The following is a 19,380-nucleotide window of genomic DNA, read 5'->3' as shown; positions in this document are numbered from 1 at the left end:
TTGTCGCTTTTTTTCAAAATCTCAAAGCGTAAAGTTAGGCATTTAGGGCATTATTTTCACAATTCTATTTACTTTGTATGTCAACCCAATTTATAAGCACTGTGTCCGATTTTCGATTAAGAGTTTTTTGTAGTGTAGCCCAACACCTTAGCTTTACCAAGGCAGCGAGTGAGTTGTTTGTTAGCCAACCCGCCGTTACCAAGCACATTCGAGAACTCGAACAACAGTACGGCACGCGCCTTTTTGAGCGCAAAGGCAATTCAGTCGTATTGACCGAAGCGGGCGAAATTTTGAAACGCTATTCGTCGCAGATTTTGCATTTATACCAAGAAGCCGCGTTTGAATTGGGAACACTGCAAGACAAACACAACGGTGTCCTTCGGCTGGGTGCGAGTACGACCATCGGGCAGTATTTGATTGCTCCCCTTTTGGCCAAGTATTACGAAAAGTTTCCGCAGGTAGAGCTTTCTCTGCTCAACGGCAACACCGAAATGATAGAAAATGCCATTCTTACCCACCAAATAGACTTGGGAGTGGTGGAAGGGAAAAAACACCAATCGGGCATCAAATACGTTGATTTTATGGACGATGAACTCGTAGCGGTCGTACACGTGAAAAGTAAGCTAGCCACCCTCAACGAGATTTCGGTACAAGAATTAGTAAAAATTCCGCTGGTACTGCGCGAACGAGGCTCAGGAACGTTGGAAGTGATTGAAAGTGCCCTTAAAGAACACAACCTCAAACTATCGTCGCTTCAAATCGTGATGCACTTAGGAGGTACCGAAAGCATCAAGTCGTTTCTAGAACATTCAAATTGCATGGCCTTTTTGTCCATTCGTTCTATCCAAAAAGAACTAACAACGGGCCAATTGAAAACAATCAAAATCAACGGACTTCCGCTTTTGCGAAAGTTTTGGCTCATTCACCTGCAAGGTCAGCCCGAACCTATGGCCGAGGCATTTATGCGGTTTGCCTTTCGTGAATATCCTAAAAAATAACAACGTATCCATCTAACCTATTTCAATTTTTCTATGAACTCACACATTCACAATCGCCGAGGTTTTCTCAAGAAAAGTGCCCTCACTACCCTTGCAGGCATGGTGGGAACGGAGATTGTTTTTGCCAAAAACATGCCTCCCCACCACGTTCCTCTGGCATTCGACGAAGGGTTGGCAGGAAAACATCCCGACATGGTTGTACTGAGTGACAAACCGTGGAATGTAGAAACGCCACCCCATTTGTTAGACGATGCCATTACACCCGTCGAACGGATGTTTATTCGTAACAACGGACTCATCCCCGAGGAAAAAATCGACCCTTCGGCTTGGACACTCACCATCAAAGGTGAATCGGTCAAGCAAACCAAAACCTACAAAATCAGCGACTTAAAGGCCAAGTTCAAAACTTACACTTACCAATTGGTATTGGAATGCGGCGGCAATGGCCGTTCGGGTTATGTCCCTCAAACCTCTGGAAATCAGTGGGACCAAGGGGCGGTGAGCTGTGCCGAATGGACGGGCGTGCGCCTCAAAGATATTTTGAACGACGTGGGTCTAAAAGACGATGCCGTTTATATTGGGTATTATGGCAAAGACCTGCATCCGAGCCGCGACCCGAGTAAAGTGGTGATTTCGCGCGGCGTTCCCATCAAAAAAGCCTTGGAAGAAGAAACCCTCATTGCGTGGGCGCTCAACGGCAAAGACCTCCCGCTCATGCACGGTTTTCCGCTGCGCCTTGTGGTAGGTGGCTGGCCTGCATCGGTATCGGGCAAATGGCTTCACACCATTGCAGTACGCAACAAAGAACACGACGGTGCCAAAATGGACGGCCACAGCTACCGAGTACCGCGCCAAACTGTGATGCCAGGGGAAAAACTAGCAGAAACGCCCGAAAACTTCCGCATCATTGAGTCGATGCCCGTAAAATCGCTTATTACGTTCCCTAAAACGGGGGCAATGCTTGATGCAGGAAAATCGCTTGCACTACGCGGCCACGCGTGGGCAGGCGACGTAGCAGTCAAAGAAGTAATGACCTCGATTGACTACGGATCAACCTGGCAAAAAGCGACGCTCAACGCGGCTAAAAACCGTTTGGCGTGGCAACAGTGGTCGGCCCAATTATCCTTTCCTCAAAAAGGCTATTATGAAGTTTGGGCTCGTGCCATCGACACAAACGGGGTGTCGCAACCGATGGTGATTCCTGCGTGGAACCCAGGCGGTTATCTCAACAATGCTTGTCACCGTATTGCCGTTAAAGTCGTTTAACCCCATTTCACTATGAAAACGAACATCGTATTCTTTTGTGCGGCCGTGGTGGCGTTTTGTTTCGCGGCCATTCGCCGCGAGCCGTCCGCCCATCCGTCAGCGACACTGACCGCCGTTGCCGACAGTATCGATAAAGAAACAGGATTGGCCCTCGACCCTAACTTCATGATTGTGAAGGCTCAATGTACGAGTTGCCATTCCCCAAAACTCATTCTTCAGCATCGCTTTACCCGCGACGAATGGTTGAGTAAAATTCGCTGGATGCAGCGCAATCATAAATTGTGGGATTTGGGAGAATCAGAAAAAACGGTTCTCGATTACCTAGCCAAACACTACGCTCCTAGCCAAAGTGCCTACTCGCGGCGCGAGGCATTGCGTAATGTAAAATGGTATAAATTAGAGAAATAATGAACTTAATGAGTTTCAATGATAATAGACTAAACCTCTCCTTACAATGCTCTCGCCTTTCTTCGTCAGTGCTCTACTGTTTATCAGCATTTTAGCCATCATCATTTTAAGCTCACGATACAAGTTCAACACCTTTTTTGTGCTGGTACTCGTAGCGATGGGCGTAGGATTTGCCGCAGGGATGGACGGAGAAAATGTACTCAAAGCCCTCAAAGTAGGTTTTGGAGGTACACTCGAAAAAATTGGTTTACTGATTATATTGGGAGCTACGCTGGGTGTTATTTTAGATAAAACCAACGCCACCCTCAGTCTTGCCCATTTTGTTTTAACTAAAACGGGCGAACGCTACGCTCCCTTGGCCGTCAGTATCATTGGTTTTTTGATTGGACTACCGATTTTTTGCGACTCAGGCTTTGTCGTATTGAGCGGGCTTGTCGTTTCTTTGGGGCTTCAATTACCCCAAAAGCGAATATCTCTTGTAGGCTGTTTGGCTACTTCGCTTTATGCGGTGCATTGCTTGGTTCCTCCGCACCCTGGAATCACCGCCGCCGCTGGCGTTCTGAGTGTCGATTTAGGAAAAGCCATGTTATTAGGCGTAGTGGTCGCATTACCCGCTGCCATTGTAGGGTATCTGTACAGTCTTGCCCAACCAACTCCCAAAATAGAAACGCCCGATAAAAATCCCTTACCTACCCCGACAATTCCGACCGAAAATCTTCCTTCTCCTTTGCCCTCATTTCTACCGATTATCATTCCTATTGCCCTTATTTCGCTCAAATCGGTCGTATTACTCAGCCCCGAAACATTACCTCCTGTTTTACTTACAATGGTCAAGTTTTTGGGTGAGCCTATTCCTGCCCTTATTGTTGGCTTACTGCTGACCTTACCATTGTTTCGTCCACTGCAAAAGGAGCAACTCAATGCCCTTTTCGACGATGCCATCTCCAAAGCAGGACCGATTTTGATTGTAACGGCGGCGGGGGGAGCTTTTGGAGAAATCATCAAAGGACTTGAACTCGGAAAAGTCTATGGTTCGGCCATTGCTTCGGGTGGCTGGGGACTACTTATCCCGTTTGGGTTAGCCGCTATTTTCAAAACCGCCCAAGGGTCTTCGACGGTTGCTGTTGTCTCTACTGCTTCGTTAATTGCGCCTTTGTTAGATTCATTAGGTTTTGCTTCCGAAACTGGCACGATGCTGGCCCTACTTGCTACGGGCGCAGGTTCGATGGTGACTTCACACGCCAACGATTCTTACTTCTGGGTCATTTCCCGCTTTGGCAATCTGAGCGTATCTCAGACCTTGCGTCTCTTTTCACCAGCCTCTACCCTGATGGGCCTGGTCGCATTGGGCATGGTTTATCTTTTGAAGTTTTTTCTTCTGTAAACGTGTTGAGGGTTGCTCACAAATCGACGTATTCGGGTTGTGAGCAACCCTCAGCACGCCATTATGAGCCCCCTTCGGCACAATTATTCGACACGCTACATCGCTCGGGCGCCCTCGTCCACCTTCGACATTCGCAGAATTTCTTGTACTTTTGAGGAATATTTGTCCATCTTCCCCGAATGAGATACCACCGTGTGTTGGTCGAAGCGATTGTTTTTTCGCTCGGCGAAATTTTTGAAAAAGGCCGTCAAGCCGATAAAGTGATTGAGCAAGTCCTCAAATCAAACCGTAAATGGGGCGCTCGCGACCGCGGTTTTATTGCCGAAAATACCTACGAAATCGTCCGCTGGTGGCGGTTGTTATTGTTTGTAAGCCAAGAAGAACGACCCGCTTACAGCGATATTTTTGCCATTTGGCAGACCCTCAAAGGCAACGAACTTCCTGCCTGGACCGAATTTGCCCACATTCAGCCGCAGCGTATTCGTCACGCTTACGAAGAAGCCAAGAAAATCCGAAAAGTCCGCGAATCTATCCCCGATTGGCTCGACGAAGTGGGCGCTTCGGAATTAGGAGAGAAATGGGACGATGAGCTGCACGCGCTCAACCAAACCGCCCCCGTTGTTTTACGCGTCAATACCCTCAAAACCAACCGCGAAGCACTTCAAAAGCAGCTGGCGGAAGATGGCATTCAGACGAACCCACTTCCTTCGTTGCCGTCTGCGTTGGCGTTGACAGAAAAGAAAAATGTATTTCAAACGGAAGCGTTCAAAAATGGCTTTTTTGAGGTTCAAGACGCGGGTTCGCAGGTGATTGCTCCCACGCTCGACGTTCAGCCTGGAATGCGGGTCATTGATGCTTGTGCAGGCGCGGGTGGAAAAACCCTGCATCTAGCAGCATTGATGCAAAACCAAGGGCGATTGATTGCCATGGACGTAGAAAACTGGAAACTAGACGAACTTCGCCGCCGCGCTCGCCGCAATGGGGTAAGTAACGTAGAAACGCGCCTCATCGAAGCCAAAACCATCAAGCGTCTCCGCGAAACTGCCGATCGCGTTTTGTTAGATGTGCCTTGCTCGGGTTTGGGAGTACTTCGGCGAAATCCTGATTCTAAATGGAAAATTATGCCCGAATTTTTGGAACAAATTCGCCAAACGCAGTACGATATTTTAAGCCATTACTCACAAATGGTCAAACCTGGCGGCAAATTAGTCTATGCCACTTGTAGTATTCTACCCTCGGAAAGCGAAAATCAGGTGCAGCGCTTTCTAAAAGAGCAAGGCCAACAATGGACGCTTGAAACCGAAACGCGCACCTCTCCCGCCCGCAACGGATTCGACGGGTTTTATATGGCATCGTTGGTAAAACCTTGTTAAAAACCACCTTTTTTACGTTATTTGTCCAAGGAACCACTCACCCATAATGCTTACCATTCAAAGCAACGTTTCACTCAAGCCGTATAATACCTTCGGTATCGATGCCACCGCACGCTACTTGGTAGAAGTAGAAAACGAAGAAGATATTCAGACACTCCTTCAGCTTCCGAATGCACACACGTCCCCTATGCTTATTTTGGGCGGGGGCAGCAACCTTCTCCTCACGCAAGACTTCAATGGGTTGGCGGTCAAAATCAATCTCAAAGGCATTCAAGTTGTGAAAGAAGACCAAGAACACGTGTGGGTACGGGCTGGAGCTGGTGAAAGTTGGCACGGTTTTGTGATGCACTGCGTCGAAAAAGGCTGGGCTGGCATCGAAAATTTGTCTTTGATCCCTGGTACCGTCGGAGCCGCACCTATGCAAAATATTGGTGCGTACGGTGTCGAAATCAAAGACACCTTCGACCGCCTCGAAGCAGTACAGTTATCTACGGGCGAGAAACACATTTTTACCAATGCTGATTGTCGCTTTGGCTACCGCGATAGTGTGTTTAAAAACGAAGTGAAAGGCCAATATATCATCAGCAGTGTTCAGTTTAAGCTGGCCAAACAGCCTACTTTTCAGGTATCGTACGGCGACATTCAAACGACCCTTACGCAAATGGGCGTGAAGGAATTAAGCATTCGAGCAGTAAGTGAGGCCGTCATCAAAATTAGACGTAGTAAACTCCCCGACCCCGCCGAAATCGGAAACGCGGGCAGTTTTTTCAAAAACCCCGAAATTCCTGCTTCGCAGTACGAAGCACTTAAAATCCAATACCCATCCATTCCAGGCTATGTTATCAACGACACGACCGTAAAAGTGCCCGCAGGTTGGTTGATTGAGCAAAACGGTTGGAAAGGAAAGCGTTTTGGCAGCATTGGAGTTCATACCCGACAAGCGCTGGTACTGGTAAACTACGGCGGGGGAAAAGGCGCTGATATACAACAGCTTGCTTATAAAATTCAAAACTCCGTCGAAGAGCAATTTGGCATCCGGTTACATACAGAGGTGAACTTCATATAAAAAAAAGTTGGCCAGAAACTAGCCAACTTTTCGGAACCTTCCTCTTTTTTAACCAAAAATTAAAATTTTTGATGTTTCCTTAAAAAACAAACCTCTATATCTTTTTACTCTCCTTTTTTCGTCTTTTTGGTTTATATTTATTGGAGAGTTGTTAAAACTTATCTGTAGCAGCCTAATTCACTCACTGCGCTTTTTATAACATAAAATCTTCGCCAAATCGTTCTAAGGACAACTGAAAAGTTCCCTTTAAACGGCCAACTGCCCGAATTTGTCTATTCTCCCCTAAAATGCGTGTTCGTACACGTACAATTTGTCTTTCAATTCTTTTCGGGCAATGTGAATCCTGTTTTTCACTGTCCCAATCGGAATACGCAAACGCTCCGCAATTTCATGGTATTTGAACCCTCGGTAGTGCATCATAAACGGCGTACGGAACGATTCTTCTAACGAATCTACGGCCCGATTGATGTCATTCATTACAAAGTTCGAAGGGGCTTCGTTATCAGTGCTATTCTCAAGCGAATTGATGTAATGCAAATTTTCAGATTCGTCGATGAAGGTATTCTTTCTCACCATGCGCTGATAGTTGGTGATAAAGGTATTCTTCATAATCGTGTAGAGCCACGCTTTCAGGTTCGTTCCATCAGCATATTTTTCACGGTTAGTAAACGCCTTCAACAAGGTATCTTGAAGCAAATCATTGGCATCATCACTGTCTTTGGTGAGGCGCATTGCAAATGGTTTCAATGACTTTGAAACTTTTGAAATATTGTAAGTGAATTCTATGGCGGTCATGGTTTTGGGATTGTTGATTTTTGTTTAATCTTTATGAAGCAAAGTTAAACAATAACATTTTACAATACCAAACCTATTTTGGAAATTATAGAACAAAATCATACTAATTTTATTCTAAGCGACTAGTTTTAATGTCTTTTATAGCGCCTTTTTTCCAAAAAAATATGTCAAAAATCGGCGCAAAAGCGGCCTTTAGCACAAAAAAGTACAATTTCTTATTTTGTTTAATTTATATCAAAATAAGTTAAACAAAATAAGAAACTCTAATACCTGTTTAATATTAAAAAACAATACATTAAACAAAATAGCCACCATTTACCAAAGAGCACAACAAAAAAGCGCCACTTTCGATGGCGCTTTTTTGGGTATCTACTTATCTCAAAATGAGAGACCTTTTAAAGTGCGTAATAAAAATCTAAAGGGTTTGGGTACAAAAACGAATAGGGAAGGTGCGTTTGCAGGCGCTCCGACGAAATCAATTTGTAAGGCGCTGAAGCATCATCCTCAAACGTTGGAGGAATATACCCAAACGGTTCGCAGCTCCCCAAATAAACCTCGCGGCGAGTAGGATGTTGGGGCGAAACCACATTATAGGTTTGATTCCAGGCTTCGTTGGGTAAAGATAAAAACGTTTCAATGATTCCGATGGCGTCGTCGCGGTGCAGGTAATTGACGGGTAAATGCCCCGTCGTCAGATTTTTTTTGCCCGATACGTATTTCGCAGGAATGCGCTCGTAGCCCATCAAGCCACCGCAACGAAGCACTAGCCACGTTTTTCCTACCTCCTGAATGATACGCTCGGCTTCCACCAAGGCAGGTGCCGCCGACTGCTCGGGCGTTGTTACGTCGTCTTCTACCGCCGTCCGATTGTCATCGGCATATACCGACGTTGAACTTACGTAAATCACACGCTGCACCGAACTATTTTTTAGCAAAGTGGCCAAGTACCCGATTTGGGCAGGATGAAACGTCGCACCCGTTTGAGCCAATCTTGGCGGGATATTTACGACCAACACTTCCGTATCCAATAAATAGTCCCAGCCTATTCCTTTCGGTTCGGGCGACAATTGCAGCCAAAGCGGCTCAATCCCCGCCTGACGCAGTTCGCTCAGTTTTTCGGCACGGGTTGTTGAGCCCCTTACTACGTGCCCTTGTTCGATGAGTTTTTTGGCCAAAGGCAAGCCCAGCCAGCCACACCCTAAAATGCTTACTTTCATGGTTTTTCAAAACGTAAGGTTGCCCATTGGTTCAGCGTTTTTTGAGCTACTAACTTTAGCCCAACTTCTTCTGCTTTTTGCGTAATATCCGCTATATCAAACTCGTAAAAACCGCTTACCATCATCGTACCACCTGCTTTCAAAAACGTTTCATAGATAGGGATTTCACGAAGGAGGATGTTGCGGTTGATGTTGGCCAACACAATATCGTAGGTATCGTGCGGACAGTCTTCGATGGTTCCTTGAAAAACGGTCATGTGTTTACAACCATTCATCTCGGCATTTTCGACGGCATTGAGGTACGCCCATTCCTCGATGTCGAAAGCGGTGAGTTTGGTGGCTCCCAACATTTCTCCCAAAATCGCCAAAATACCCGTGCCACTTCCCACGTCGAGCAACGATTTTCCCTGATGATCCAGCGAAAGTTGTTGTTCCATCACCAAGGTAGTGGTTTCGTGATGACCCGTTCCAAACGACATTTTGGGGTCAATCACAATTTCGTACTGAAACGCAGGGTTCGGTTCGTGGTACGACGCACGTACGCGGATTTTTCCCGCCACTTCAATCGGCTGGTAGTTTTTCTCCCACTCTTCGTTCCAATTTTTGGGTTCTAGCTGTTGGTATTCCACCGCAATCGGCGTCATTGACTGGTAGTCGTCAACCAATTGCTGAAGTTGAGCAGCGTCAAATTGTTCATCTATAATATAGGCCAAAAGTCCTTCGTCGGTTTCGACAAACGACTCGTAGCCAATTTGGCCTAATTCAGCCATGACGATTTCGTTAAAATCAGGATTGAGCGTCAAACGCGCTTCATAATAAGTAGCAGGCATAGTTGAATAAATTACCGTTTCGCTGCAAAGGTACGTCCAATCTGATTTTAAATTACATTTGCACAAACCATTCATGTCTGATGTTTTACGTTTCCACTACCCCACTACCTTTTGAACAACTCGCCACGGACTTTGAAGGCGAATTGTATTTCGACACCACCACACCTCACCAAGCCATTCGTAAATTGTATTCTACCGACGCTTCGGTTTATCAAGAAATGCCCTTGGCGGTGGCGTTGCCACGCAGTAGTAAGGACATTCAACAATTGATTGCGTTTGCTACCCGCCACCAACTTACGCTTATTCCAAGGGCCGCAGGTACATCGCTTGCGGGGCAAGTGGTGGGCAACGGCATTGTCGTCGATATTTCTAAATATTTTGATAAAATTCTGGAAGTCAACCCGCAAGAACGCTGGGTTCGGGTTCAGCCTGGCGTTATTCGTGACGACCTCAACGCCTTTTTGAAACCGTACGGCTTGATGTTTGGCCCCGAAACCTCTACCGCAAGCCGCGCGATGGTGGGCGGAATGATTGGCAACAATTCCTGCGGGCTTCATTCTATCAGTTGGGGCACCACCCGCGACCATTTGTTGGAAGTAAAAGCCCTGCTTTCCGACGGTAGCGAAGTTCATTTTGGTCCCGAAGCTTCAAAGACTAATTCTCCAAAAAATACCGAAGGCGATTTGAGACAAAAAATCGACAACGAGATTTTCGCCCTGCTTTCAACGCCTTCTTACCAAGAAGAAATTCATAAAAACTTCCCCAAAAAAACCGTCACTCGGCGCAACACAGGCTACGCCCTCGACGCCCTGCTTGAGACGGTTCCTTTTGGCGGAACGGAAGCGTTTAACCTGTGCCGACTCATTGCAGGTTCGGAAGGAACGCTGTGTTTTGTGACCGAAGCCAAACTGAATTTATTGCCGCTGCCTCCTGCCGAGTTGGGCTTGTTGTGCATTCACTGCACATCGTTGCACGAGTCGCTGTTGGCCAATGGCCTTGCCATGCGACATCAACCGTTGGCGTCGGAATTGGTGGACAAATACATCATGGATTTTACCAAAGGCCACAACGAATACCGCCACAATCGCTTTTTTATCGAAGGCGACCCCGCTGCCATGCTGATGGTCGAGTTTGGCGCTTCGACCCGCCCCGAAGTAGAAGCCATGGCCAGTCGCTTAGTGATTGAGCTAAAAGCGGCCAATTTGGGCTATGCTTACCCGCTTCTGTTTGGCGAAGAATCTAAAAAAGCGTGGGATGTACGCAAAGCAGGTTTGGGACTTATCCGCAACCTTCCAGGTGACACCCAGCCCGTCAACCTCATTGAAGACTGTGCCGTGGCCGTAGAAGACCTTCCCGATTACATTCAAGACTTGGGCGAAGTGCTTCAAAAACACGGAGTTCACGCTTCTTATTATGCCCACGCGGGCGCGGGTGAGCTGCACGTAGAGCCAATGGTCAACCTGAAAACATCGGAAGGAAAAGCTACTTTTCGGGCGATTTTGGCCGACACAGCCGTGTTACTCAAAAAATACAACGGCTCGCTCTCGGGCGAGCACGGCGACGGACGTCTGCGCGGCGAGTTTATTCCGTTTATGATGGGTGAGCAGGTGTATGAGCTATTTAGAAAAGTCAAAGCTATTTTTGACCCTAACGGCGTATTTAACCGTGGCAAAATCGTGGATACGCCGCCCATGAACGAATTTCTGCGCTACCAACCCGACCAAATTGCGCCCAAAACCGAAACCGTTTTTGATTTTAGCCACCAAGAAAGTATTCTTCGGTTGGCGGAGAAATGCAGCGGTTCGGGCGATTGTCGCAAAACCCAAATCACGGGCGGGACGATGTGCCCTAGCTACATGGCCAGCCGTCGGGAGCGCGACACTACCCGCGCTCGTGCCAATATGCTGCGTCACTTTTATACCGAGGCTACGCCTACTGCTACCAGCGCCGAAGAAACCAAGGAGATTCTTGACTTGTGTTTGTCGTGCAAAGGCTGTAAGTCGGAATGCCCGTCGAGCGTGGACATTGCCAAAATGAAGGCGGAGTTTTTGCAAAGCTATTATGACAAAAATGGCGTACCATTTCGCGCGCGTTTGATTGCCAACTTTACGCAACAGATGAAGCTCGCAAGCCTCGTTCCTTGGGCGTATAATGCCGTTTTTGGCACTGAAAGTTTACGCAAAATCGCCAACCGCATCGTCGGTTTTCACCCCGACCGTACCATGCCGATGCTGAGTAGCACGACGTTGAAGCATTGGGCAAAGGGCAGAGGACAAAAGACAAAGGGGGAGGGGAAGGTCTATCTCTTCTGCGATGAGTTTACTAATTTTAACGACGTAGAAATTGGGCAAAAAGCGATTCAATTGCTCGAAAAACTGGGCTACGAAGTTATCATTCCTAATCACCTCGAAAGCGGCCGCACGTACCTTTCGAAAGGGCTGGTTAAAGAGGCCAAAAAGATTGCTATTCAAAACGTAGCGTTGCTGAAAGACTTGATTTCGGGTGAGACGCCGTTGGTGGGTATCGAACCTTCCGCTCTATTGACTTTCCGCGACGAATACCTTGATTTAGTCCCCGAAAATCTCCGTCAAGACGCCCAAAAATTAGCCCAAAATGCGTTGCTGTTTGACGAATTTATTGCCCGTGAAATCGACGCGAAGAAAATAGGAAGCGCGCAGTTTACCAACGACCGCCAGCTCATAAAACTACACGGTCACTGCCACCAAAAAGCCCTTGGATCACTGACCCCTACGAAGAAAATGTTGTCATTGCCACAAAACTATCAGGTACAGCTAATTCCGTCGGGGTGTTGTGGAATGGCGGGGTCATTTGGATATGAGCAAGAACATTACGAACTTTCGATGCAAGTAGGAGAATTGGTGCTTTTTCCTACGGTTCGACAACAGCCCGACGATGTGCTTATCGCCGCACCAGGCACCAGTTGCCGTCACCAAATCAAAGACGGTACGGGCAAAAAAGCCCTCCATCCGATTGAGATTTTGTGGAATGCCTTGCGTTAAAATTGACCCTTAATCACTATTTATTTACACCAAATGAAGATGCGATTTTTGTGTACGTTGTTATTGGGAGCGATGCAGTGCCTTGCGCAACCCAATGTCCACATTCGGGGGCATTTTGAGGGCTTTCCATCTTCCCAATACCAAATTTCAATCAGACTCTCAAACTCCTTCTATTCGTCGAGTTCAATTGCGAAAGGGCATACGGATAATCACGGCAACTTTGAAACCGATATTCGTTTAGAAACACCCCAGAAAGTTTCCATTGATTGCCTTGGTTATCGGGTTGATTTTATTTTGTCGCCCAACGACACCCTCGTTTTTTGCAACCCAAGTCGTACCCAGTCACCTCAGGTTCAGGGGCGTACAGGAGCTTTGCATCATTTTTTATACGAAAGTATGCTTCTTGGACGAGATTCTTTGGCCGATAAACCGCTGGTGAGGCACATGTCGTTGGATAATTATAGCACCATCGTCAATGACCTCGCGGATCAGTATTGGGAGCGCTTCCAACGAACGTGTGATACTACCCATTCGTTTGTGAACACCTACGTCATGGCGTCCATTGAAGGGCAAAAATATATTCGTAAACAAGCGCACATTCGGTCGCAGGGTGAACTGTACATCAACGAAAAACCGCCGTTTAAACTCCTTTCAGACGATGCCCGCATCGCGGATTTGTATATCTCGTCTGTTAACCAGCATTTTTTGGGAACGAGTTTAGACATGGGTATGGTGCGAGGGGTATTTGTGATTGCCGACAGCAGCCAATGGGAAAAGTCTTACGATACGCTTTCGGAAGGGCTACAACACCTCCCTCATACGCGCGAGTTGACCCTAGCCCAGCTGACCCACCGCTCGCTTTTTGCCCGTATGACCGTAGGAATGAACCGCAAACCGACCAACTTTAAGCCACTTTTGGAACGCTTTCAGAAAGAGTTTCCCTCTTCTCCCTATTTAGACGCTATCAATGACGCAGTCTATACAACTGAAGTGCGCTTCAAACCCATTGCAAAGCCCAAAAATTAAGCCAATTTAGAGTGTCGAATGCAGAGTGCAGAATGTCGAATTAAATCCGCCTATTCGACATTTTGCACTCTGCCCTCGACATTATTCACCTTCGTTTTATTCATTTTTCAACACTTCAGCGGGGTTGCTTCTTGCTGCTTTGAGCGTTTGCGAGCCAATCATCAGAAAAGCAATCAACAATACTACCAATAATCCCGCCAGCAACTCAACCACCTGCACAGGTGTATGGTAGGGAAAATTGGTGAGTACAAAGCGTTCAAAGAAAACATACGTAACAGGCAAAGCTATACCCGCCGAAAGCAGCAACTGAAAGAGAAACCCACGACTAAGCACATAAATAAGATGGCTCGACGTAGCCCCCATTACTTTGCGAACACTTATCTCTTTCAACCGTGTTTCGGTAGTGTAAGCCACCATTCCAAACAAACCCATGGAAGCAATAGATATCGCTAAAAATGCAAGGAAACCAATGATTTTGAGCAGTGTAGAAAACTCACTGTAGGCTTCTTCAATTTCTTCGTCATAAAATTTTGCCGCCAAAGGATGTACTCGGTCTAGCCCCTTCCACGCTGCCTCTATTTTGGCCTTTGTTGCCAGCAAATCGGTGCTTTTGATTTTTACATTGACGACGGCTCTATCCTCGGGCGTCCAGTGCATAAAAGCAACGGGTTCAATCAGATTATCGACTTTGCCATAGTGAAAATCTTTCATTACGCCCACGATTTCTACTTTGCGAGTCCCCTGAAAATTGGTAAATGTTACCACTTGGCCAATTGCTTTTTCGGGGTTGTTTTGGCCAATGTTAAATCGTTTTAAAAACTGCTGGTTCACAATCATTTCGGTGGCCGCCATTGAGGTAGTGGGGTGCGTCTTAAAACTTCCCCCCGCAATAAGTTGGTACGCATGCAAGGTTAGGTAGTTTTCGTCCACGTTATTGGTCATCACCAGCGCCGAGTCGAGGGAATTTTGGTACTTGACAAAACCTCCCCAAGCATTCCCCACGCTTGTCACAATGACCGACCGCGACAAAGCAGTCACTTCGGGCATTTCGCTCAGTTGTTTGACAAAGGCATCGGGTCGGTTACCCTGCATGTCAATGTTGAGAATGTTTTCGGTACTGAACCCCAAGTCAAAAGAAAGGATGTTTTTGTACTGCACATACCCAACGGCCGTAGTTGTAATAAATATCAAAGTGAGGGTGTACTGAACCACCACAAGGGCTCGCCTTAGGGTAAGGTGTTTGAATACCTTCACGTTCGACACGTTTCGAAGAGCACTCATCGCACTGACTTTTGAAAAGAACAACGCAGGCATAAAACCTGCCATAAGACCCACCGTTACCGAAAAAAGGACAAAAGCTAGTACCATCCACGGCGTGAGTTCAAGTTGTACCGTTTGTTGCATTTCGGGGGCTAGGCTAATCAGTATCGGCCGCAGAATAATGAATAGGACAAAAGACAACACCAGCGCTGCCAGCGAAATCATAATGGCTTCTACCAAAAACTGTTGCCGTACCTCACTTTTCCCTGCCCCAATCGCTTTGCGGAGCCCCACTTCTTTGAAACGGCGCATGGCACGAGCAATCGAAAGGTTGGTATAGTTGAAACAGGCCGATAAAATCACCACCAAAGCAAGCCCCACAAGTATCCACAAAACCATGGGCGGCATGTGAGGCCCCACCGCACCAGGCCCGCCCTCGGTTCGGCGGAGCGTTTCGCCCACCACAATATTGTACAAGGGAAGAAGTTCAAGTTTTATCTTTGTATTGTCATTAGTGAGGTTTTCTTCTTTCGCCACCGTTTCTAGCTGCGACTGAACCGTCGCAACATCGCCGTTTTCAGGCAGTAAAAGATACACGTAATTAGACCATTTGCCAAGCCATTGATCCAAACTCTTGCCTTTGTTGAGCTGTTCGGCCGTTGATAGAGAAACTAACGCCTCAAAATGAATATGCGAAAAAAACGGGACATCCTGCATGACTCCTGTCACTTGGTAATTGAGGGTATCAAACCTAACTGCCTCCCCAAGCACATCTTCGCGGCCAAAAAGCTTTCGGGCAGCGGTTTCTGTTAGCACAATCGAATACGGTTCTTTCAGAGCAGTTGCTACACTTCCTGCTCGCATCGAGAAGCTAAATACGTTGAAAAACGACGGGGTTGCCCAAAAACCCTTGATAGGAAGCACATGAGCTCCCACTTTGGCGTCTTGTGAAAAGTCATTCCCAACAATCGCCACCTCTTCAGCCCCTGCCACTTTTTCCTGAATGAGTTTTCCCACCTTTATCGAGGTGGCAGCGTATTTACCGCTTTGTTCCCCATTGACCGTCCCAATGTTGGTGAGACGGTAGATTCTGTCGCCCTTATCGTGAAACTTATCGTACGAATAAAGATCCAGCACAAAAGCGATTAAAAGCAACCCCACCGACATACTGATGGCAAGACCAACAATGTTGATGAAAGAGAATAGCTTATTGCGCAATAAATTGCGGCGTGATGTTTTAATGTAGCTTCCAATCATAGCCCAAGGTTTAGTTAGTTCTATACTAATTTCTTATCGCAAGTGTACTGAACTATTGGAAGTTAAATACAAAAATGGGGTAAATTGGGCTAAAAATGGGATGAATATCCGTCATAAAATGTCGAATGCAGAGTGCAGAATGTCGAATTAAATCCACTTGTTCGACATTCTGCCCTCTGCACTCGACACTCCAAAATCAGTTTTATTTCAACTTCGTCAGTTCTTCTTTTACAAAATTCATCAATTCGGTAATGTAGCCTTTTGAGAAATCGAAAGGAACGTTAGCTGCGGCGTAAATCTGGCTAATCGGAACGGTGTAACCCAATTTCAAGGCGTTTAAGTAGCCTTCGAGACCCTTTTGTGGGTTTTGTTTGTAGTTTCGCCACACCCCTACGGCTCCTAGCTGCGCCATGCCGTATTCGATGTAGTAAAACGGCACTTCATAAATGTGGAGCTGTTTTTGCCAAATGTATTTCTTTGCGTCTTCGAGTCCGTTCCAGTCGGTTATGGAGTCGCTAAATTGTTCATAAACCGCCAACCACGCTGCTTGCCGCTGCTCAACGGTATGGGTTGGATTCTCATACAACCAATGTTGGAATTTATCAATCGTAGCTACCCAAGGTAAGGTTTCGATAATAGATTCCAAGTGCTGAATTTTAGCGCGGCGTAGGTCATCTTCATTGTCGAAGAACACATCCCAATAGTCCATCGTCAGCAACTCCATGCTCATCGAGGCCAATTCCGCCACTTCGGCAGGAGGGTTTTTAAACGAATTGAGCATCAAATCGCGCGTCACAAAATTGTGTACGGCGTGCCCACCTTCGTGCAGCAACGTCACCAAATCGCGCAGGTTGGAGGTAGCATTCATAAAAATAAACGGCACCCCAATCTCCTCCAACGGATAATTGTACCCACCTGGCGCTTTCCCCTTTCTTGATTCAAGGTCGAGGTGCCCCATGGCCTTCATAATCCGTAAGTAATCACCGAGTTGTGGATCAAGGTTTGTGAAACAGGTGATCGTTTTTTCGAGTAACTCATCACCCGTGCTGAACGGTTTTAGCGGTGGGCGGTTTTGGGGATCAACTTTAAAATCCCACGGACGAAGCGCTTCTAATGCCAACGCTTCCTTACGCTCCTGGGCCATGTCGTTGAGCATCGGCACGACTGCTTCCGCCACCGACTCGTGGAAGTTGAAACAGTCCTGAGGGGTATAATCAAAACGACCAAGCGCCGCAAACATGAAATCGCGGAAGTTGGCAAAACCTGCGTTGGTGGCTACTTCGTGACGCAAATCACGAAGGGAATTGAGTAATTGGTCTAGCGTATCTTTATCCGTCAAGCGGCGCGTTTGAATTTGTTGCCACGCTTCTTCACGTAGGGCACGGTCGGTTGATTGTAATATATCCGACGCTTTTTGGAGCGTCATTTCCTCCCCATTTATCGTCACCGTCATCGCCCCGATAATCGCGCCGTATTTGGCTTGTTCGGTCTGGATTTGGGTTTGTAACGGAATATTTTCTTCCCTAAAAATCTCAATCGCTTTTTTCATTCCGCGCAGCGCCACCTCAAAACCTTGGTCTTTGAGTTCGCTCAAAAAGGGGCTGGCCAAGGCTTTCTTATCCAACTCATTTCCGTAGGTACTGAGCTGCGGCTGAAAGTTTTCCACAAAATCATTAAATTCCTGTTGATATTGTTCGCTGCTGGTATCGCAGGTCATGCGGATGTATCGCCACGCGAAGTTTTCTGACAAATACGATTCTAATTCGCTTTTGTCCAAAAACCACTGACGAAGTTCGTCCGTCGATTCAATGACGCGGTTTTTTAGGTTTTCGTAAAAAGGCTGAAGCTGCTCCCAAGTCGTTAAAGAAAATTCCTCGCCCAAAAACGGACGGGGCGGGCGCTGCGGTATGGTAAGTGCTGACATAAAGCTAAATTTGCAATGTTTTGATTTTGTTGTCTAACAAAAGAACCTAAAAATTGGTTTTTCTGAAAACATCGGACATTTATTTCCCATGCTACTCAATTTTCTCCTTGTGCTCGGCACGTTTGTTTTTATGGAAGGCTTTGCCTGGTTCACGCACAAATACATCATGCACGGCATCATGTGGAACTGGCACGAATCGCACCACGTACACCACAAAGGCTGGTGGGAAACCAATGACCTCTTTGGCATTATTTTTGGCGGGTCGGCTACCGCCCTCATCGTAGTAGGCTCAGAAGTGGAATCACTTCGTTGGTTGATGTACGTTGGTTTTGGCATTACCCTGTACGGCATTGGGTATTTTCTTTTTCACGACGTGATTGTTCACCGTCGGGTAAAAATCAAATTTAAAACCAGCAATCGCTACCTCAACCGCATCATTCGGGCGCATTATATTCACCACAAAGTCCACGAGCGCGACGGTGCCGAGGCGTTTGGTTTTTTGTATGCCCCCAAAAAATACGAGAAAGCTTCCGTGAAGGGCGAATAATAACTCTCAACTACTTCTCAGTTTTTATAGTAGTTTTCATTTGGGCGCGTCTTTTTTCCCAAAATACCAGATTAAGATTATGACAAGATTGTTTTACTGCTGCGCTTTCTTGTTGGCGCTCACGGTAAGTTCGTTTGCCCAGAAAAAGAAAAAAGTCGCATCAACGACCAAAGATGCGATCTTAGTTTTTGCCAAAACCAAGGGATTCCGTCACGCTTCTATTCCTAAAGGAAAGGCGGCGTTGATGTTGCTTGGTGAACAAAACAAATTCGCCGTCGATACGACCGAAGATGCCAGCGTATTTACGTCCGAAAACTTAAAAAAATACAAAGCAGTGGTGTTTTTGAGTACCACAGGCGACGTCCTCAACGATGCTCAACAAACTGCTTTTGAGCAATACATTCGCGGAGGAGGCGGTTACGTAGGGATTCACGCGGCGGCAGATACCGAATACGATTGGCCTTGGTACAATCAGTTGGTAGGCGCGTACTTTTTAAGCCACCCCAAACAGCAAAGCGTGGACGTGGTGGTACACAGCCAAAATCACCCTTCGACGTCGATGCTTCCTGACCGTTGGAAACGTTTTGACGAATTATACAACTATAAAAAAATTGTGTTGGGGATTAAAGTCCTCGCCACGCTCGATGAAAGCACCTACAAAGGGGGCGCAAACGGGGTCAATCACCCGTTTATATGGTATCGTGAATTTGACGGAGGGCGCTCGTTTTACACAGGTGGCGGCCACACCGACGAATCGTTTGTAGAACCATTGTTTGTCCAACACCTTTTAGGCGGCATCGAATACGCCATGGGACGCAAGTCCGTAAAGAAACCAATGTAAGGGGTTACGTTGGCACCTGAGTACAATCACGAAGAAGGCAGGCCCGCAAGGAACCTGCCTTTTTTATACACCAAAAATCAGCGAAAATGATGCTAAAACTGCGTTTTTTTTGGTACTTTACACAAAATTCTATTTCGACTTTCCTTACCCATGAAGATAAGAGGTAAA

The 19,380-nt window shown here is 46.7% G+C and carries 15 protein-coding genes; 10 read left to right on the top strand and 5 right to left on the bottom strand.

The genetic code is table 11. The features are described 5' to 3' along the window. Positions 1-77 precede the first annotated feature (77 nt). The 6 genes from K339_RS0113500 (at position 78) to murB (ending at position 6,495) form a co-directional block, all read left to right on the top strand. A complete protein-coding gene (locus K339_RS0113500; RefSeq protein ID WP_310586625.1) occupies positions 78-998 on the top strand; it encodes a LysR substrate-binding domain-containing protein in 921 nt (306 codons plus the stop codon). Positions 999-1,031: 33 nt separating this feature from the next. After that, positions 1,032-2,264 carry a sulfite oxidase gene (locus tag K339_RS0113495; protein ID WP_028524064.1) on the top strand — a complete coding sequence of 411 codons (1,233 nt, stop codon included), beginning with the start codon at positions 1,032-1,034 and terminating at the stop codon, positions 2,262-2,264. A 12-nt stretch (positions 2,265-2,276) separates the two neighbouring features. Then, entirely contained in the window at positions 2,277-2,672 is a 396-nt protein-coding gene (locus K339_RS0113490; RefSeq protein WP_037300324.1) for a hypothetical protein, read from the top strand. Positions 2,673-2,718: 46 nt separating this feature from the next. Then, positions 2,719-4,056 carry a GntP family permease gene (locus K339_RS0113485; protein ID WP_028524062.1) on the top strand — a complete coding sequence of 446 codons (1,338 nt, stop codon included), beginning with the start codon at positions 2,719-2,721 and terminating at the stop codon, positions 4,054-4,056. Between the two features lie 179 nt (positions 4,057-4,235). Then, positions 4,236-5,429: an RsmB/NOP family class I SAM-dependent RNA methyltransferase gene (locus tag K339_RS0113480; protein ID WP_028524061.1), complete on the top strand. Its 1,194-nt coding sequence runs from the start codon at positions 4,236-4,238 to the stop codon at positions 5,427-5,429. A 46-nt stretch (positions 5,430-5,475) separates the two neighbouring features. Further along, positions 5,476-6,495 (top strand): UDP-N-acetylmuramate dehydrogenase, encoded by a 1,020-nt coding sequence (murB, locus tag K339_RS0113475; protein ID WP_028524060.1) that lies wholly within the window; start codon positions 5,476-5,478, stop codon positions 6,493-6,495. 282 nt (positions 6,496-6,777) lie between these two features. On the opposite strand, the gene K339_RS0113470 is transcribed toward murB, so the two are convergent. The 3 genes from K339_RS0113470 to prmA form a co-directional block, all read right to left on the bottom strand. Beyond that, the gene (locus K339_RS0113470; protein WP_028524059.1) at positions 6,778-7,290 is read right to left on the bottom strand and encodes an RNA polymerase sigma factor; all 513 of its coding nucleotides are present in this window, start codon (positions 7,288-7,290) and stop codon (positions 6,778-6,780) included. A 395-nt stretch (positions 7,291-7,685) separates the two neighbouring features. Continuing rightward, positions 7,686-8,507 (bottom strand): NAD(P)H-binding protein, encoded by an 822-nt coding sequence (locus tag K339_RS0113460; RefSeq protein WP_037300321.1) that lies wholly within the window; start codon positions 8,505-8,507, stop codon positions 7,686-7,688. Then, positions 8,504-9,337, bottom strand: coding sequence for a 50S ribosomal protein L11 methyltransferase (prmA, locus tag K339_RS0113455; RefSeq protein WP_028524057.1), 834 nt, complete (start codon positions 9,335-9,337; stop codon positions 8,504-8,506). The genes K339_RS0113460 and prmA overlap by 4 nt, the downstream gene beginning before the upstream one ends. Positions 9,338-9,417: 80 nt before the next feature. On the opposite strand from prmA, the gene K339_RS0113450 reads away from it, so the two are divergent. Further along, positions 9,418-12,357: an FAD-binding and (Fe-S)-binding domain-containing protein gene (locus K339_RS0113450; protein ID WP_028524056.1), complete on the top strand. Its 2,940-nt coding sequence runs from the start codon at positions 9,418-9,420 to the stop codon at positions 12,355-12,357. Positions 12,358-12,390: 33 nt separating this feature from the next. Next, entirely contained in the window at positions 12,391-13,383 is a 993-nt protein-coding gene (locus K339_RS0113445; RefSeq protein WP_157607588.1) for a hypothetical protein, read from the top strand. Positions 13,384-13,479: 96 nt separating this feature from the next. Here K339_RS0113445 and K339_RS0113440 read toward each other — a convergent pair whose 3' ends face one another. Beyond that, positions 13,480-15,900 (bottom strand): ABC transporter permease, encoded by a 2,421-nt coding sequence (locus K339_RS0113440; protein WP_028524054.1) that lies wholly within the window; start codon positions 15,898-15,900, stop codon positions 13,480-13,482. A 202-nt stretch (positions 15,901-16,102) separates the two neighbouring features. Next, complete coding sequence (locus K339_RS0113435; protein WP_028524053.1) at positions 16,103-17,824, bottom strand: M3 family oligoendopeptidase; 1,722 nt, start codon at positions 17,822-17,824, stop codon at positions 16,103-16,105. 88 nt (positions 17,825-17,912) lie between these two features. Here K339_RS0113435 and K339_RS0113430 point away from each other — a divergent pair, with 88 nt between their 5' ends. Then, positions 17,913-18,371, top strand: coding sequence for a sterol desaturase family protein (locus K339_RS0113430; protein WP_028524052.1), 459 nt, complete (start codon positions 17,913-17,915; stop codon positions 18,369-18,371). A 79-nt stretch (positions 18,372-18,450) separates the two neighbouring features. Next, positions 18,451-19,212: a ThuA domain-containing protein gene (locus tag K339_RS0113425; protein ID WP_037300318.1), complete on the top strand. Its 762-nt coding sequence runs from the start codon at positions 18,451-18,453 to the stop codon at positions 19,210-19,212. The last annotated feature ends 168 nt before the right edge of the window (positions 19,213-19,380 follow it).

Source organism: Runella limosa DSM 17973 (genome assembly GCF_000482465.1).
Taxonomy (GTDB): Bacteria; Bacteroidota; Bacteroidia; order Cytophagales; family Spirosomataceae; genus Runella; species Runella limosa.
Note: the sequence above shows the minus strand (reverse complement) of the source record. Positions and strands in the feature narration are given on the sequence as shown.

Excerpts from the sequence above, each read along its gene's own strand:
- K339_RS0113500 (WP_310586625.1), top strand. The coding sequence starts at position 78 with ATGTCAACCCAATTTATAAGCACTGTGTCCGATTTTCGATTAAGAGTT.
- K339_RS0113495 (WP_028524064.1), top strand. The coding sequence starts at position 1,032 with ATGAACTCACACATTCACAATCGCCGAGGTTTTCTCAAGAAAAGTGCC.
- K339_RS0113490 (WP_037300324.1), top strand. The coding sequence starts at position 2,277 with ATGAAAACGAACATCGTATTCTTTTGTGCGGCCGTGGTGGCGTTTTGT.
- K339_RS0113485 (WP_028524062.1), top strand. The coding sequence starts at position 2,719 with ATGCTCTCGCCTTTCTTCGTCAGTGCTCTACTGTTTATCAGCATTTTA.
- K339_RS0113480 (WP_028524061.1), top strand. The coding sequence starts at position 4,236 with ATGAGATACCACCGTGTGTTGGTCGAAGCGATTGTTTTTTCGCTCGGC.
- murB (WP_028524060.1), top strand. The coding sequence starts at position 5,476 with ATGCTTACCATTCAAAGCAACGTTTCACTCAAGCCGTATAATACCTTC.
- K339_RS0113470 (WP_028524059.1), bottom strand. The coding sequence starts at position 7,290 with ATGACCGCCATAGAATTCACTTACAATATTTCAAAAGTTTCAAAGTCA.
- K339_RS0113460 (WP_037300321.1), bottom strand. The coding sequence starts at position 8,507 with ATGAAAGTAAGCATTTTAGGGTGTGGCTGGCTGGGCTTGCCTTTGGCC.
- prmA (WP_028524057.1), bottom strand. The coding sequence starts at position 9,337 with ATGCCTGCTACTTATTATGAAGCGCGTTTGACGCTCAATCCTGATTTT.
- K339_RS0113450 (WP_028524056.1), top strand. The coding sequence starts at position 9,418 with ATGTTTTACGTTTCCACTACCCCACTACCTTTTGAACAACTCGCCACG.
- K339_RS0113445 (WP_157607588.1), top strand. The coding sequence starts at position 12,391 with ATGAAGATGCGATTTTTGTGTACGTTGTTATTGGGAGCGATGCAGTGC.
- K339_RS0113440 (WP_028524054.1), bottom strand. The coding sequence starts at position 15,900 with ATGATTGGAAGCTACATTAAAACATCACGCCGCAATTTATTGCGCAAT.
- K339_RS0113435 (WP_028524053.1), bottom strand. The coding sequence starts at position 17,824 with ATGTCAGCACTTACCATACCGCAGCGCCCGCCCCGTCCGTTTTTGGGC.
- K339_RS0113430 (WP_028524052.1), top strand. The coding sequence starts at position 17,913 with ATGCTACTCAATTTTCTCCTTGTGCTCGGCACGTTTGTTTTTATGGAA.
- K339_RS0113425 (WP_037300318.1), top strand. The coding sequence starts at position 18,451 with ATGACAAGATTGTTTTACTGCTGCGCTTTCTTGTTGGCGCTCACGGTA.